Genomic DNA, 16,108 nt, shown 5'->3' on the forward strand with positions numbered 1-16,108 from the left:
TCTTCCCATGATCAACGTGACCAATCGTACCAATATTAACATGCGGTTTTGTTCGTTCAAACTTGCTCTTCGCCATTTGAGCTCTCCATTTTCCGTCCAAGCCAAGGACTAAGTTAAAAATTAATTACCAACCTGAAATTACGCGTATTTCTTTTGAATCTCCAAAGCAACAGCTGAAGGCACAGGCTCGTAATGGTCAAACTGCATTGTATACTGCGCACGCCCCTGACTCATAGAGCGAAGAGTATTCACATAACCAAACATATTCGCCAAAGGAACCATTGCATTCACAACCGTTGCAATGCCGCGCGCTTCAGTTCCTGAAATCTGTCCCCGACGAGAATTGAGATCACCAATAACATCACCAACATAATCATCTGGTGTAACAACTTCCACCTTCATGATCGGTTCAAGAAGCTGTGCACCAGCCTTCTTTGCCCCATCACGAAAAGCCGCACGAGCCGCAATCTCAAAAGCCAAAACCGAAGAATCAACATCGTGATAACCACCATCAATGAGAGTCGCTTTTACACCAAGCATAGGAAAGCCTGCAAGAGGACCTGACCCCATAACACTCTCAATCCCCTTTTGGACGCCGGGAATATATTCTTTAGGAACAGCACCACCAACAATCTTTGACTCAAAAATAAAGTCATCACCATCATGAGGCTCAAAAACAATTTTCACACGAGCAAATTGACCGGCACCACCCGATTGCTTCTTATGCGTATAATCAATTTCCGCCATTTTAGTAATTGACTCACGATAAGCAACTTGAGGCTGCCCAACATTTGCTTCAACCTTAAACTCACGCCGCATACGGTCAACAATAATATCAAGATGAAGCTCACCCATTCCAGCTATAATAGTCTGACCAGATTCCTCATCCGATTTAACACGAAATGAAGGATCTTCGGCCGCTAGACGGTTAAGAGCAATACCCATTTTTTCTTGATCTGCTTTTGTTTTCGGCTCAATTGCAATCTCAATAACAGGCTCTGGAAATTCCATCCTCTCCAAAACAACAGGCTTCAAAGGATCACAAAGAGTATCCCCTGTTGTCGTCTCCTTAAGTCCTGCAAGAGCAACAATATCACCAGCAAAAGCTTCTTCAATATCCTCACGAGAATTTGAATGCATTTGAAGCATACGCCCCAAACGCTCTTTCTTCTTTTTCACAGTATTCTCAAGAGAAATACCTTTCTGAACTTTACCTGAGTAAATACGACAAAACGTCAATGAACCAACAAAAGGATCATTCATAATTTTAAAAGCAAGCATAGATAGCGGAGCATCATCAGAAGATTCTCGTGTCGTCTCAGCCTCAGTCTTTACATCAATACCCTTAATCGCCGGAATATCAACTGGAGAAGGAAGATAGGAAACAACAGCATCCAAAAGTGGCTGCACCCCCTTGTTTTTAAAAGCCGTACCACAAAGAACCGGATGAAACTGAACTTCTACTGTCCCCCTACGAATGAGAGAAACAAGCTGCTCGTTGGTTGGCATAACACCTTCCAAATAAGCCTCTGTCGCAGCTTCATCAACCTCCACAGCCATCTCAATCAATTTCTCGCGATATTCTTCAGCTTTCTCCTTTAAATCAGAGGGGATTTCACTTATCACTGCCGAGGCACCAATAGAACCATCCCACTTTAAAGCCTTCATTTCTACAAGATCAACAACACCTTCAAAGTCATTTTCAGCACCAATCGGCAACTGCAAAACAAGCGCTTTAGCACCCAACCGAGAACCAACCATCTCCACACTACGATAAAAGTCAGCTCCTATTTTGTCCATTTTATTAACAAAAACCATACGAGGCACGCGATATTTCTCAGCTTGCCGCCAAACAGTTTCCGTCTGAGGCTCCACACCAGCATTTGCATCCAACAAGGCTATTGCGCCATCAAGAACACGCAAAGAGCGCTCAACTTCAATCGTAAAATCAACGTGCCCTGGCGTATCAATAATATTAAAGCGGCGCTTCCGACCGTCCTGCCCTTCCCAAAACGTCGTTGTTGCAGCAGACGTAATCGTAATACCGCGCTCCTGCTCCTGCTCCATCCAATCCATTGTAGAAGCACCATCATGGGTCTCGCCAATTTTATGATTCTTACCGGTATAGAACAGAATACGTTCAGTCATCGTAGTCTTACCAGCATCAATATGCGCCATAATACCAAAATTACGATAATCTTCAATTTTATATTCGCGAGCCATTATATTTGCCTTAGTTTAAAACTTCTACCAGCGATAGTGAGAAAAAGCACGATTAGCTTCAGCCATACGATGAACATCTTCACGCTTTTTCACGGCAGAACCACGATTATTAGCCGCATCCATCAATTCACCAGATAAACGCTCAACCATCGTCGTTTCATTTCGACCACGCGCCGCCGCAATCAACCAACGAATAGCAAGAGCCTGACGACGATCAGGACGAACATCAATCGGAACTTGATAAGTAGCACCACCAACACGGCGTGAACGAACCTCAATATGAGGAGCAACATTCTCTAAAGCTCGATGAAATAGAGCCACAGGATCTGTTTTTACTCTTTTTTCTACAGAATCGAGTGCACCATAAACAATACGCTCTGCAACTGATTTTTTACCATCAAACATAATGGCATTCATAAATTTCATAATAACCAAATCACCAAATTTTGGATCTGGATTAATCTCACGCTTTTCTGCTCTATGACGACGGGACATTGGCTTTGTCTCTCAATATTATTTTGGACGCTTTGCGCCATACTTTGAACGACGCTGTTTACGATTCTTGACACCCTGGGTATCAAGCAAACCACGAATAATGTGATAACGAACTCCTGGCAAATCTTTTACACGACCACCACGAATCATCACAACAGAGTGCTCTTGAAGATTATGTCCCTCTCCAGGAATATAACCAATCACCTCAAATCCATTCGTCAAGCGAATTTTAGCAACTTTACGAAGAGCAGAATTAGGTTTCTTCGGCGTTGTCGTATAAACACGCGTACAAACACCACGCTTCTGCGGATTCGACTGCAGAGCAGGAACCTTATTACGTTTAACTGGCGCCACACGCGGCTTACGAATCAACTGGTTTACGGTAGGCATGCAACCTTCCTCTTTTTGATCTATATTCTTCTCACCCAATCGGGCTTTTCTATTTTCATTTCCATCCACCCCAACAGAATCGGAACAGATATTTAAGTCTACACACAAAATCGGGCACACCTGCAAAAAACAGTTTACCCGACCATAAGCAGAGAAGGCAGTAGCCTTTTGCACTAGGATTTACTTTTAATCTTCTTAACACCTGTGAATAATCTTCCGGTTCATATCCAAAGCACCTGATTACACCCACATCGGCTATATCCATCTCTAATAGCGAGAACACGTACATTCGTCAAGAACTAAACAGCAGAAAGTTTTTAAAAATGAAAATAAATTAAATTTTAAAGCTTTAAATTTGCTTTTACCGCTACTCTTGATAAATCAATTTACCATAAGTAATATCCCTATAAATAAAAAAGTAGCGATATGACTGTAGTAAAACATAAATGCAGTAAATTGAATTGCATATTTGATATCTAATGATGAGCGCCATGAAAATAGCAACGTGGAATATTGCCGGGATAAAAGCACGACATGAAACATTATGTCAATGGCTGCAGCAAAGCCAGCCGGACATAGTCTGTTTACAGGAAATTAAAAGTATTGATGAAAATTTTCCACGCGATGCAATTGAAAGTTTAGGTTACCATATAGAAACACACGGACAAAAAAGTTTTAATGGCGTTGCGATTCTCTCTAAAAAAACACCAGATGAAGTGATCCGTCGATTACCAGGCAATGATAATGATAAACAAACACGTTACATTGAAGCAGTTTATTCAACAAACAAAGGTGTTGTTCGTGTTGCATCTCTCTATTTGCCAAATGGGAATCCTATTGAGAGTGAAAAATATTCCTATAAGATAGAATGGATGGAAAGATTATATACACATGCAAAATCATTGCTTGCGTATGAAGAACCCCTTATTCTAGCGGGTGATTATAATGTCATCCCCACTCCATTAGATGCAAAAAAACCTCAAGAATGGTATCAAGATGCCTTATTTCTTCAAGAAACAAGAAAAGCATTCCAACGTATTCTTCATTTAGGTTTTTATGATGCTATCCGGAATGTCACCGATACTCCCTCCTTCAGTTTTTGGGATTTTCAGGCAGGTGCCTGGCCTAAGAATAATGGGATTCGCATTGATCATTTATTATTATCACCAGAAGCTGTTGATCAATTAATTTGCGCTCATAGCCAAACAGAAGTAAGGGGATATCAAAAACCATCCGACCACGTTCCTGTTTGGATTCACCTTAATATCAATTAAGAAAGTAAAATCCTCATTTCATGAGACAACAAAAAAATTCCACTCAAAAATAATAACTATGCTACAGCATATAAACAGTATATCTTAAGCAAATAAAATAAAAATAAATGAATGGAGGACATAAATGAAGAAATCATTATTAATGCTTATTGCAGCAACGACCATTGGATTCTCAAGTTTCGCGCATGCTGAACATGATACTCTTGAAAAAATAAAACGAACAGGGGAAATTACTTTAGGTGTCCGTGAATCATCTGGTTTAGCCTACGCCCTTGGTAATAATAAATATGTAGGTTTTCATACAGAAATGGCAGAACGGATCATTGATGATATCTCAAAAAAAATTGGTAAACCAATTAAAATTCATTATCTTCCCATCACTTCTCAAAATAGAATTCCTCTCTTAAAAAATAAAACCTATGATTTTGAGTGCGGCTCAACAACACATGATATTGCCCGCAGTAAAGAAGCAGCATTTGCTTATACGACATACATTGAAGAGGTTCGGATTGCTGTAAAGAAAGACTCTAACATTAAATCTCTTGAGGATTTAAATGGAAAAACAGTTGCAACGACCACCGGTACAACATCTGTTCAACTTATTCGTAAAAATAAACGTGCAAAAAACATTCAGTTTAAAGTTTTAAAGGGGAAAGATCACGGAGATAGTTTTTTATTATTAGAATCTGGTAAGGCAGATGCTTTTGTCATGGACGCTTCAATTCTTGCTGGACATATTGCTAAATCAAAGAATCCATCTGATTATGTCATTCTTGATACTGTACTTTCAGTCGAACCTATTGCCTGTATGCTCAGATTAAATGACAAAAAATTTGAACAAACAATCAACGATAGTATCGTACGTCAGATTAAAGATGAATCACTGGAAAAGCTTTATAATAAGTGGTTTATGAAACCGATCCCACCTGCTAACACTGTTATGAACCTTCCCTTGTCAAAACAAACAAGATATGCTTGGGATCACCCAAATAATAAGCCTCGAGAAAGCTACGCAGAAAAAGATTTATAGAATTTAATAAAGAAGAACCACACTCTTTTGAAATTGAGTGTGGTTTATATTTTAATTCACTTTTTAATAAATCTGGACTATGTAGATGCGCGTGGTTTATTGTCCTATTTGTGAATGACTAATTTGAGGGAATATCAATTAATGGACTTTTCTTTCCTTTGTAGAGATGACCTTACTCAAACATTGGTAACAGGATGCTTGGGAACTCCCGGCGTAAGTCATACCTATTTAGATACACTTCTCGATGGCTTAAAAAATACAATTATATTGTCTATCACTTCACTTATATTAGCTGTATTGTGTGGTGTTATTATAGGAACAATGCGCACTTTACCCAAAACATCCATAATCAATTATATATTTCGCACTATTGGTACTATTTGGGTAGAGATTATGCGTAATATTCCCCTCCTTGTACAAGTGTTTTTGTGGTATTTTGTTGTTCCGAAGATTTATCCACCAGCGATGAAATTTTCCCCCATTCTCTTAATAACATGCGCATTGGGATTCTTTACATCTGCACGCATTGCTGAACAGGTTCGTTCAGGCATTGAAGCGATTCCTTCTGGACAACGCTATGCTGCTATGGCAATGGGATTTACAACTTATCAAAGTTATCGCTATATTATACTACCACGTGCTATACGTGCAATTATGCCACCTCTTACTTCAGAAGCAATGGGCATTGTGAAAAATTCGTCTATAGCATTCGCCGTTTCAATAAATGAGCTCATGCAATTTCAATACCAAGCAATTGAAGAGGTAAGCCATGTTTACGAAAATTATTTACTTGTTACGGCTCTTTATATTCTAATAGCCTTATTCGTATTCATTGTGATGACAGTCATTGAACAAATACTCAAAATTCCTAATTTTCAAACAAAGGGAAATTGAATATGATGAATTTCATAAGCTCTCAGTTTGGACTTTATTCTCCTTTCAATTTTTCCGACTTTGATTTTTCCTTTTTTACCTTTGATGTATTTCGTTCTTACATTTTATCAGGTTTACTCTTTAGCGTTTTTCTAACTCTTTTTGCAACGGTGTTGGGGTTTGTTTTCGGTACGCTTTTAGCAATGATGCGCCTTTCTTCCATAAAACTTCTTTCTTGGTTTGCAATAGGTTACATAACAGCTATGCGTTCAATACCACTTGTGATGGTTATCTTATGGTTTTTCGTGCTTCTGCCTTTTTTAACCGGTATATCCATCGGTGCAAATAAATCAGCACTCATTACCTTTACCGCATTTGAAACGGCTTATTTTGCTGAGATTATGCGTGCTGGAATCAATTCAGTTCCGCAAGGACAAAAATATGCAGGACAAGCTCTTGGAATGACATATTGGCAAAGTATGTACATTGTCATTCTTCCTCAAGCCTTTAGAGATATGCTTCCAGTCTTTTTAACACAAGTTATTATCCTTTTTCAGGATACAACCCTTGTTTATGCCATCAGTGGTCATAGCCTTTTGAATGGTTTTGATATTGCTGCTAATAATTTTGGTGTAAAGCAAGAAGCTTATATCTTAGCAGCTATTTTCTATTTTGTTATCTGTTTTACACTGTCACAAATAGTTTTGTATTTACAAAAAAAAGTATCCATTATTCGCTAACAGGAAAAAAAATGTCTACTCACATGATCGAAATAAAAAATGTTTCTAATTGGTATGGCGAAATTAAAGTCCTTAAAAACTGTACAACCAACATTAATAAAGGAGAAGTCGTTGTCGTTTGTGGTCCATCAGGCTCAGGAAAGTCAACACTCATTAAAACTATTAACGCTCTCGTCCCTTTTCAAAAAGGTGAAATTTGGATTAATGGAATACCAGTTCATTCAAAAAAAACGAATCTGCCTAAATTGCGAAGTCAGGTAGGAATGGTGTTTCAACACTTCGAGCTTTTCCCCCATTTATCTGTCACAGAAAATTTGACAATTGCACAAATCAAAGTCCTAAAACGAAGCAAAAAAGAAGCACTTGAACGTGGATTGTTATATCTTGAACGCGTTGGACTCATTGAACACAAAGATAAATATCCTGGTCAACTTTCTGGAGGGCAACAACAACGTGTTGCTATTGCACGTGCCTTAACTATGGATCCACTTGTCATGCTTTTTGATGAACCAACATCTGCTCTAGATCCTGAAATGGTAGGTGAAGTACTCGATGTCATGATTAGCTTAGCAGAAGAAGGTATGACGATGATTTGTGTAACCCATGAAATGGGATTTGCACAAAAAGTATCGGAGCGTGTTATTTTCATAGATCAAGGAACAATTCTTGAAGACTGCTCATCTAAAGAGTTCTTTTCTGATCCGCAAGCAAGAAAACCGAGAACGCAAGAATTTTTGTCTAAAATCCTAAGTCATTAGCCGTTAGATTATCAAAAAAAGCTATCTTTACTATAAACTTGTATACAAGAAAACAGAGTTTAATATAAGATGAGAGAATGTAAAAATATTACAATCAGATGTTAAAAAACTGTTATTCTTTAAAATCTCAGCAACCAGTGAAATTGCTGTACGTCTCTCAGATTCATTACAAAGAGCAAAAGCCTCTTCTTGCAAAGGGTGAATCCAATTTTCGTCTTTTACGTTAGCTTTTTATAGGCAGCAGTTAACATTGCTGCCCCACGGACAATTTTTCCTTCTTTAAGCAGTATATTTCCAAGCATTGCTTGGGCAGAAGGATTTTCTTTTTTTGCTGAAAGTTGAAACCATCGTGCTGCTTGTATAAGATTTTTCTCCCTTCCCTCTCCCTTTAAAAATATTTTTCCTAAATGATACTGAGCTTTAGGATTTCCATAGTTTACCGCAGCCTGCATATAAAGATGAGAAGCATAAGAAGGATCAGGTTTCACAGGTGATTGAGGAATACCTTTTTTTATATATCCGGCAAGTTTAATCAATGCATCAGAAACATAACTTTCATCCTCTGAACCAAGATCAGCACCTTTTTCAACAATATATGCAAAAAAATTATATGCCTTATAATCATTTTTAGGGACACCATCACCGTTTGCATAGATAGAGCCAAGTTTCCAATTCGCACCAATATAGCCTCTCTTAGCAGCACAACGTAATGCTGCAATAGCCTGAGTTATATGCCCATTTTTATAAACAGACATGCCACGTTTTAAAAAATAAAACGAACCATCATTCGCTTCTTGCAAGCTATTGACATCTATTACATAAACAGTCGAAAAGAATTCCTCTAAAATCACAACAATCGTGACTTTTTTCCATATCTGAAACCTATTAACCATTCCCCCTACCTCAATTTTAATGATTATATCTGTTACAAATTTCTTTGTAGATATTTAAACTCTTTTTCTTAGTAAGAAGCATACGCAATTTTAAAGTAAAAATTTTAAAAGAAAAAACAAATAGATAAAAACCATCCAATAGGATTTATCGATCTTAAAATTTTATACGTATGAGCAAAAATCGTTCAATAGAATAACGTGCATTAAACAGCAACTTGAGAACGAAGAGAATACATGATGAATGGTAAACGTTTGAGTATAAAAAACAATACGAAAGATGGATAAATATAATGATGATAGTTAACTTATAACTTCACGACTGCCTTACCACCTTAAAGATGAAGTTTTTTGCCTCCGTCAATCTATAAACAATACAGCTTTTTGTTTAACGGATTGCACCTAACATCATTTCACATGGGGTTACTTCATACTTTACACACAAGTTTTACCTCAGAATACTCACCACTACATACAAAAAATACCACATATGTAATTTTACATGCCTTATATTGCTACTCTAAATGATGATATTTTACAGAAATAAAACAAGATATTGATTTTAATGATACTTTACCATTTTGCATGTTGAATGAGGACCTCGAATATCGTAAGATTCTCTCATTCCAAACTTGTTCCATGTTAAATCAATCAAAACCATCCGCTTGCACATTACAAGTAGAGAGAGCTATGTGGATAAAAACTCTGTGTAAGAAAGAACTAAAAATGCCTCTTACGAACGGTTTGAGCTAAGGGTTGTCCGGATATTGGACAGAATGGTGCCCCCAGCGCTTGTTACTTCACAAGCATAAAGAAGGGAAGCTCAATAGATTTACCGTTATACCATTCATGATCTACGTCGTGGAATAAGCTTGGATGCCTTAAAAGATGTCTCTTTAATGATAAACATAAAACAATGGATTTCAGTAGAGATTTTATGATCGTTCATGAAAAACTAACAAAAGAAAAAGTTTCCTTTTAAAGAAGATCTATACTAGCCCTACTGGTATGCAATTATCTATCAAAAAAATAAAAAGTTGAAATCAATCTAACCGCTCTAAAGCAACAAATATTTTTTTCTGCGCTGCACGCAGTTCTACAACCCTATTCCGCTCACGCTCAACAATTTCTGCTTTTGCATTTGCTATAAATTGGGGGTTGTTTAACTTAAGCGATATTTTTTCAATATCTTGTTCAATTTTACTGACATCCTTCCTCAAACGAACACGTTCAGCCTCCAAATCAATCAACTGTCCTAATGGTAAACAAAAAACAGCCTCTCCCAAAATCATTTGTGCTGATACTTCCGGAACTTTATCAGAGAAATCAATAACTTCAATACGCGCTAATTTTTTAAGAAGTGCATCATAACGCTTCATACGCTCTCGCGTTACTTCCCCTCCTTCGACAACAACAAGAGGTGCTTGTGTAGCCACTGGAATATTCATTTCAAAACGTACAGACCGAATCCCTGTGACGACATCAATAAGCCAATTAATATCATCAGCAGCTTCTTCATCTATCAATGTTTCCTCTGGCCATTTTGTCAATGCGAGCATATCCTCACGCTTGATGGCTTGCGTTTCTGTAAGAGACCACAACTCTTCCGTCATATAAGGCATAAAAGGATGAAGAAGTTTATAAACTTCATCTAAAACCCAAGCAGTACAAGCTTGAGCCTCATTTTTAGCATCTTCATTTTCCCCCTGAAAAATAGGTTTGAGAAGCTCCAAATACCAATCACATAATGTATTCCAAATGAAACGGTAAAGAGTGGCAGCAGACTCATTAAATTTATAGTGTTCAATACCAGTCGTAACTGCTGAAATTGTTTTAGATAACTCTGTTAAAATCCAACGATTAAGCGCCAATTTTGCTTGTTCTGGTTTAAAAGCTGGATCATGCTTCACACCATTCATCTGTGCAAATCGGGTAGCATTCCACAATTTCGTAGCAAAATTACGATAACCAGCAATACGGGAAACATCAAGTTTTACATCACGACCTTGTGCTGCCATAATAGCTAAAGTAAACCGAAGTGCATCAGCACTATATTGATCAATAAGCTCTAAGGGATCAATAATATTTCCCTTTGATTTTGACATCTTTGCACCCTTTTGATCCCGTACAAGAGCATGCACATAAACCGTTGGGAAAGGAACGTCACCCATAAAGTGAAGTCCCATCATCATCATACGAGCAACCCAGAAAAAAATAATATCAAATCCTGTCACAGATAAAGATGTTGGGTAAAAAGTAGATAATTCAGTCGTTTTATTTGGCCATCCTAATGTTGAAAAAGGCCAAAGAGCTGATGAAAACCAAGTATCTAAAACATCCGGATCACGGATTAATTCAACAACCTCACCATAATGAGCAAAAGCTGAATCTAAAGCCTCTTTTTCACTTTTTTCAACAAAAACCGTTCCATCAGGACCATACCAAGCAGGAATCTGATGTCCCCACCATAATTGGCGAGAAATGCACCAAGGTTGAATATTTTCCATCCAATTGAAGTACGTCTTTTTCCAGTTATCTGGAACGAACTGCGTTTTGCCTTGTTGAACAGCCTCTATCGCTGGCTTTGCTAATTCAGCAGCATGAACATACCATTGATCTGTCAAAAAAGGCTCAATAGGGACACCACTGCGATCTCCATGAGGAACCATATGGGTATGATCATCAACAGAAGCTAAATATCCCTGTTCTTCCATCAAAGAAACAATCTTCTGGCGAGCAACAAAACGATCAGATTTATCGAGGTTTTCTACTAACATTTTTAATTCATCTGATAAAATCAAACCATCGAAAAATGCTTCATTTTCACGAAGAAAAATCTCGGCTTGCTGGGTAAAAATATTGATCAAGCGTAAATGATTACGCTGTCCTACTTCAAAGTCATTAAAGTCATGAGCCGGTGTGATTTTTACAGCACCACTTCCAGCCTCAGGATCAGCATGGCTATCACCAACAATTAATAACTTACGACCAACAAGCGGCAAAAGAGCATTTTTACCGATAAGATTTTTATAACGCTCATCTTCAGGATTAACAGCAATTCCTGTATCACCAAGCATTGTTTCTGGTCGTGTTGTCGCCACTGTTATAAAAGTTGTAGCATCATTTGGATCAAAAGTTTTACCTTCAAGTGGATATCTAAAGTGCCACAAATGTCCTTGAACTTCTTTTTGCTCAACTTCAAGATCTGAAATAGCTGTCAACAATTTAGGATCCCAATTGACGAGGCGCTTATCCCTATATATCAACCCTTGCTTATAAAGCGTGACAAAGACTTCACGAACCGCCTGCGACAACCCCTCATCCATTGTAAACCGCTCACGCGACCAATCACATGAAACCCCAAGGCGACGCAACTGGTTTGCAATAACGCCTCCAGTTTCATAACGCCATTCCCAAATACGCTCAATAAACTTTTCTCTCCCCATTTCTTGACGCGTTGGCTCTTGACGTTCTGCAAGTTGACGTTCCACAACCATTTGCGTAGCAATCCCAGCATGATCCATACCAGGCTGCCACAACACATTTTTGCCACGCATCCGCTGAAATCTAACTATTATATCTTGAATTGTCGTATTGAGCGCATGCCCCATATGAAGTGAGCCCGTAACATTAGGAGGAGGAAGCATAACGCAAAAAGGTTCTGCACCGCTTTTAGAACCAGCTCCCGCTTTAAAAGCCCCACGAGTCTCCCATCTCTTTGCAACCCGTTGCTCTATAGAGGCAGCATCATAGTTTTTTTCTAACATTCTATCCATCCATAACGCCGCTGAAAAACACAATATATGATCAAAACCTGATCAGAATCTCGTGAATCTCAGCCATTCACTAGAGAGCTCGCAAAATCGCAAACAAAATCCCCATAAAATGAAAAACATAAAAATAATTAAGACGATTTTTTAATCGCCTTCACAATCTCTTCACGCAAAATATCTTCCAGCAAAATAGGCAATTTAGACTGTAACCATTCTGCTATAGCCGGACGCAATACATCCTTTGCAATCTTTTCTGCAGAAGAAATACAATATGCAGACAATTCCACATGACCATCCCTTCCAGCGTCTGACTGTGATTTCCTTATCTCATCTTCATATTCTTTTGCTTTATAAACAGAATTCCGTTCTTCAGAAGAAAGCTTCATCTTTTGCATATCCATACCAACTGTATTATTTTCTGCCTCTATATCCTCTTTCTCTTGCGTTATCTTCCCTCCTTGATTTTCAGAAGAAAGACCAATACGATCAGCTAAAGCTTTCATAGCATCATCAACCGATAAGGTTGTATCATAAATACCCTCGGATGCCACTTCTGAAGCATTCACTGCAACATCTTCATTTAAAAAGTGATCAGATTGAACCGCATTTTCTTCGATTATTTCACGAATAGATGTTAAAATTTCATCCATACTTGGCTCACGTAACACGCTTGAACTCTGTACCATACTTTACAACCTCTCAAAGACGCAACAACAAATAGAATCATATTTTCAGTGTATGCAAAAGAATTATAAGATCAACATGCCTCCTACGATATTTTCAAATATGCTTGTCATAAAGAGGGCGCTACACACAGTTTTCTACACTTATAAAAATAATATCTCGCCGCAATATCTTTCAACATATTCAACTGTTGATTTACTAATCTTTTAAAAACTAAAATAATTTAATAAGATTCAAAGAGATACTTTTATGTATTATCGGATATATTTAATTGTTTTTAAACCTAAATAACTTGCAGTCAATTTACCAATAGAAGATTGAACACTATAGCTCGCCACAACAGCATTACGCTCTGCCATTGCAAGCGCAATCTGAGCATTAATCAATAGAGTACGAGAATTTAAAACATCCAGCGTCGTTGCTTGCCCTACGCGATTTTCTTGAACACGACCTTTCAGAGCAATTTCAGCAGCACGAACACTTTCACGGTAAGCAACAACAGATGAGCGTGCGCCCTCCAACTGAAACCAAGCAGAAGTAAGTGCTTGTCGCGTATTACTATGCGCCAAATCGAGTTGAAGCTGCGCCTGTCCAAGCTGTTCCCTTGATTGGCGAATTTGCGCAGACGTACGCCCTCCTTCAAAGATTGGGACACTTACTGACAACCCTATCGATTTAGAAACGCCATCTTCTCCAACCCCGCTGTAGATTCGATTATAAGATGCAGTTGCAGAAAAATCAACTTTAGGGAGCAATGCCCCTTCTTTCGCCTTTACATTATAAACACTCGCATCGACTAAATATTTAGCATAAAGGATTGCTGGATGCATCACAACGCTCATTTGGTAAGCCATATCAAGGTTGACGGGAAAATCTTTGGCTACAGGTGGGCGTTTTAACTTTTCAGGATCAGAACCAATAACTTGTCGATACACTGCCTCTGCTGCTTTTACATCAGAACGAGCAAGACTCAGCTCTGAAACCGCCACGGAACGTGCAGCTTGAGCTTGAGCAAGATCAACATGCCCTCCTTCACCCACATCAAATTTTGCTTTATTTGAACGAACTTGTTCCTCAAGAGCTGCCAAATTTTCTCTCCGAAGATCGGCAACACGACGTGCGTGATAGACATTAGCATAAGCGGTCACCGCCTCCAGAAACGTATTTTGTTCAACATTACGAAGATATTCACGCTGGGCCTGCAACTTAACTTGAGCTGAAGAAAAGATATTTTGCGTGATAAAACCATCAAATAATCTTTGATTTAATCTCACTCCTATAGATCCAGAAGTGACATAAGGACCTGTAAAAGACTTATTGCGCCCATAGTTCCCAACCCCCTCAACCTGTGGCAATAGCCCCGATCGCGCAATGACAACATCATCACTGGATATACGCACAGCTGCACGTTCACTATTCAACTTAGCATTATATTTATAAGCCTTAGAAAAGGCATCCATCAATGTTTCAGCACAAACAGCCTCTGATAGAAAAACACTCAACACCAGCAATAAACACGCCTGAAACTTCTTGTTTACTCTAAACATAATACACACAATAACAAACCCCAAATAAATTACAAAATTATCTTTTATTCACAAAACAAACAAGCACTAAAACACAAAACCAGGTGTTTTGAAAAAACAAGGAAGAGGCTTTACAGCGAGGTTAAAAGCACGACGAGCCGAGATGATCCCATCTTCTTTTATATAGATTTGTGCAACAGCAGCATTTCCATGCCCTTCAACCACAACAAGACGTCCACAGTCTTTCATTTGATCAAAGATACCTTGAGGAATAAAATCAACAGATCCCTCAATGAAAATCACATCATAAGGTCCCTCAACGGCATATCCTTTCTCTAATGGACCATGAACGACAACCACATTATCACATTGATTCCGTTCTAAAGCTTCAAGAGCACGTTCAAAGAGAGATTTATCACTTTCCAGCGCAATCACAGACCCTGCAAGTTTTGCAAGCAACGCTGCACAATAACCACTATTTGCACCAATATCTAAAACAACATCTGATGATTTTACAGCGGCAAGCTGTAGTAATTTCGCTAGAGACGCAGGTTTCATCAAATAGCGTGCAGGAACCCCATCTTGCACTGGACATAGAACAATATCAGTATCAAGATAACTTAACACTTTCATATCTTCCGATACAAAATCTTCACGAGATACCGTTAAAAAGGCTTCAAGAACTGATAAATCCGTTACATCGACTGTACGAATTTGATTGTCAACCATTTTGCGACGAAGCTCAGCAAAATCTGCAACCATAACGAATATTTTCTCCTAACCTACAAAAAACAAACAAAACAGCGACAATAAGGGATAAAGATCTCTTAAACTATGGGCGTTACAAAAAAGGATGCTACAGTCAACAATTAGATTTTAACTGTATAATCTCTCATACAAAAGTGTCTTCACAAGAATAGAGGGAAATAATCTATTTTCCTATACCTCATCTCCCTTAAAAGCCGTTTCGTTTAAAATCGGCTGGAGGCCTCGCCCGGAATCGAACCGGGATACAAGGATTTGCAGTCCTCTGCGTAACCATTCCGCCACGAGGCCTCGTCAACAAACATAAAGGTTTCAATAAGGGAAGGCAACGCATCCGTCAAGGTGTAGAAATATTCTCTCGCCTTTTTTCCTCTTATTACACAATTTATCATATTTTTTTAAAAAAAGTAATTTTATCCTTTGCAAATCAGTATTGCTTTGCTATAGCCTTTTCAACGAGATGATTGGGCACCATTCCCCGGTAGCTCAGCGGTAGAGCAACCGGCTGTTAACCGGTTGGTCGCTGGTTCGAATCCGGCCCGGGGAGCCACATTCTTTTCTATCACAAATAATTTATTGATTTTCCATATATTTTTTACAGTGAGGGACGCGTAAATAAAAGTTAGGGAATAGGATTTTCTAACATTTCTCTATAAAGCACGCTTCGCACAATGTTTCTAATGTTTC

The 16,108-nt window shown here is 38.4% G+C and carries 12 protein-coding genes, 2 tRNA genes and 2 pseudogenes; 6 read left to right on the forward strand and 10 right to left on the reverse strand.

Going from position 1 to position 16,108, the window contains the following annotated elements; all coding sequences use genetic code 11:
- The 4 genes and pseudogenes from ACFINH_RS08230 to rpsL all read right to left on the reverse strand — a co-directional run.
- Window positions 1-76 (reverse strand): annotated as a pseudogene (locus ACFINH_RS08230) (elongation factor Tu); the annotation flags it as partial.
- A 62-nt stretch (window positions 77-138) separates the two neighbouring features.
- Window positions 139-2,223: an elongation factor G gene (gene fusA / locus ACFINH_RS08235; RefSeq protein WP_375632621.1), complete on the reverse strand. Its 2,085-nt coding sequence runs from the start codon at window positions 2,221-2,223 to the stop codon at window positions 139-141.
- Window positions 2,224-2,247: 24 nt separating this feature from the next.
- A complete protein-coding gene (rpsG, locus tag ACFINH_RS08240) occupies window positions 2,248-2,718 on the reverse strand; it encodes a 30S ribosomal protein S7 (RefSeq protein ID WP_273791452.1) in 471 nt (156 codons plus the stop codon).
- A gap of 18 nt (window positions 2,719-2,736) precedes the next feature.
- Window positions 2,737-3,108 carry a 30S ribosomal protein S12 gene (rpsL, locus tag ACFINH_RS08245; protein WP_005773262.1) on the reverse strand — a complete coding sequence of 124 codons (372 nt, stop codon included), beginning with the start codon at window positions 3,106-3,108 and terminating at the stop codon, window positions 2,737-2,739.
- 491 nt (window positions 3,109-3,599) lie between these two features.
- On the opposite strand from rpsL, the gene xth reads away from it, so the two are divergent.
- The 5 genes from xth to ACFINH_RS08270 all read left to right on the forward strand — a co-directional run bounded on the left by xth (window position 3,600) and on the right by ACFINH_RS08270 (window position 7,783).
- Window positions 3,600-4,382: an exodeoxyribonuclease III gene (xth, locus tag ACFINH_RS08250; protein WP_375632622.1), complete on the forward strand. Its 783-nt coding sequence runs from the start codon at window positions 3,600-3,602 to the stop codon at window positions 4,380-4,382.
- 124 nt (window positions 4,383-4,506) lie between these two features.
- Window positions 4,507-5,412, forward strand: coding sequence for a transporter substrate-binding domain-containing protein (locus ACFINH_RS08255; protein WP_375632623.1), 906 nt, complete (start codon window positions 4,507-4,509; stop codon window positions 5,410-5,412).
- Between the two features lie 141 nt (window positions 5,413-5,553).
- Window positions 5,554-6,306: an amino acid ABC transporter permease gene (locus ACFINH_RS08260; protein WP_375632624.1), complete on the forward strand. Its 753-nt coding sequence runs from the start codon at window positions 5,554-5,556 to the stop codon at window positions 6,304-6,306.
- 2 nt (window positions 6,307-6,308) lie between these two features.
- Window positions 6,309-7,025 (forward strand): amino acid ABC transporter permease, encoded by a 717-nt coding sequence (locus ACFINH_RS08265; RefSeq protein ID WP_273791448.1) that lies wholly within the window; start codon window positions 6,309-6,311, stop codon window positions 7,023-7,025.
- Window positions 7,026-7,036: 11 nt separating this feature from the next.
- Entirely contained in the window at window positions 7,037-7,783 is a 747-nt protein-coding gene (locus tag ACFINH_RS08270; RefSeq protein WP_273791447.1) for an amino acid ABC transporter ATP-binding protein, read from the forward strand.
- A gap of 105 nt (window positions 7,784-7,888) precedes the next feature.
- Here the strand turns inward: ACFINH_RS08270 and ACFINH_RS08275 are convergent.
- The 6 genes and pseudogenes from ACFINH_RS08275 to ACFINH_RS08300 form a co-directional block, all read right to left on the reverse strand.
- Window positions 7,889-8,676: pseudogene (locus ACFINH_RS08275) on the reverse strand (tetratricopeptide repeat protein); the annotation flags it as partial.
- Between the two features lie 1,040 nt (window positions 8,677-9,716).
- On the reverse strand, window positions 9,717-12,440 hold the full coding sequence (locus tag ACFINH_RS08280; RefSeq protein ID WP_375632625.1) for a valine--tRNA ligase: 2,724 nt from the start codon (window positions 12,438-12,440) through the stop codon (window positions 9,717-9,719).
- Window positions 12,441-12,577: 137 nt separating this feature from the next.
- On the reverse strand, window positions 12,578-13,132 hold the full coding sequence (locus ACFINH_RS08285; protein ID WP_375612445.1) for a DUF2497 domain-containing protein: 555 nt from the start codon (window positions 13,130-13,132) through the stop codon (window positions 12,578-12,580).
- 252 nt (window positions 13,133-13,384) lie between these two features.
- Entirely contained in the window at window positions 13,385-14,677 is a 1,293-nt protein-coding gene (locus ACFINH_RS08290) for a TolC family outer membrane protein (RefSeq protein WP_375613721.1), read from the reverse strand.
- Between the two features lie 66 nt (window positions 14,678-14,743).
- The gene (locus ACFINH_RS08295; RefSeq protein ID WP_375632626.1) at window positions 14,744-15,418 is read right to left on the reverse strand and encodes a protein-L-isoaspartate O-methyltransferase; all 675 of its coding nucleotides are present in this window, start codon (window positions 15,416-15,418) and stop codon (window positions 14,744-14,746) included.
- 220 nt (window positions 15,419-15,638) lie between these two features.
- A tRNA-Cys gene (locus tag ACFINH_RS08300) sits at window positions 15,639-15,712 on the reverse strand.
- Window positions 15,713-15,896: 184 nt separating this feature from the next.
- Between ACFINH_RS08300 and ACFINH_RS08305 the strand changes: the two genes are divergently transcribed.
- Window positions 15,897-15,971, forward strand: a tRNA-Asn gene (locus ACFINH_RS08305).
- Window positions 15,972-16,108: the final 137 nt, after the last annotated feature.

This window comes from Bartonella sp. AA74HLJMH, from assembly GCF_042197045.1.
Taxonomy (GTDB): Bacteria; Pseudomonadota; Alphaproteobacteria; order Rhizobiales; family Rhizobiaceae; genus Bartonella.

Excerpts from the sequence above, each read along its gene's own strand:
- ACFINH_RS08285 (WP_375612445.1), bottom strand. The coding sequence starts at position 13,132 with ATGGTACAGAGTTCAAGCGTGTTACGTGAGCCAAGTATGGATGAAATT.
- ACFINH_RS08265 (WP_273791448.1), top strand. The coding sequence starts at position 6,309 with ATGATGAATTTCATAAGCTCTCAGTTTGGACTTTATTCTCCTTTCAAT.
- fusA (WP_375632621.1), bottom strand. The coding sequence starts at position 2,223 with ATGGCTCGCGAATATAAAATTGAAGATTATCGTAATTTTGGTATTATG.
- ACFINH_RS08295 (WP_375632626.1), bottom strand. The coding sequence starts at position 15,418 with ATGGTTGCAGATTTTGCTGAGCTTCGTCGCAAAATGGTTGACAATCAA.
- ACFINH_RS08290 (WP_375613721.1), bottom strand. The coding sequence starts at position 14,677 with ATGTTTAGAGTAAACAAGAAGTTTCAGGCGTGTTTATTGCTGGTGTTG.
- rpsG (WP_273791452.1), bottom strand. The coding sequence starts at position 2,718 with ATGTCCCGTCGTCATAGAGCAGAAAAGCGTGAGATTAATCCAGATCCA.
- ACFINH_RS08280 (WP_375632625.1), bottom strand. The coding sequence starts at position 12,440 with ATGTTAGAAAAAAACTATGATGCTGCCTCTATAGAGCAACGGGTTGCA.
- rpsL (WP_005773262.1), bottom strand. The coding sequence starts at position 3,108 with ATGCCTACCGTAAACCAGTTGATTCGTAAGCCGCGTGTGGCGCCAGTT.
- ACFINH_RS08270 (WP_273791447.1), top strand. The coding sequence starts at position 7,037 with ATGTCTACTCACATGATCGAAATAAAAAATGTTTCTAATTGGTATGGC.
- ACFINH_RS08255 (WP_375632623.1), top strand. The coding sequence starts at position 4,507 with ATGAAGAAATCATTATTAATGCTTATTGCAGCAACGACCATTGGATTC.
- ACFINH_RS08260 (WP_375632624.1), top strand. The coding sequence starts at position 5,554 with ATGGACTTTTCTTTCCTTTGTAGAGATGACCTTACTCAAACATTGGTA.
- xth (WP_375632622.1), top strand. The coding sequence starts at position 3,600 with ATGAAAATAGCAACGTGGAATATTGCCGGGATAAAAGCACGACATGAA.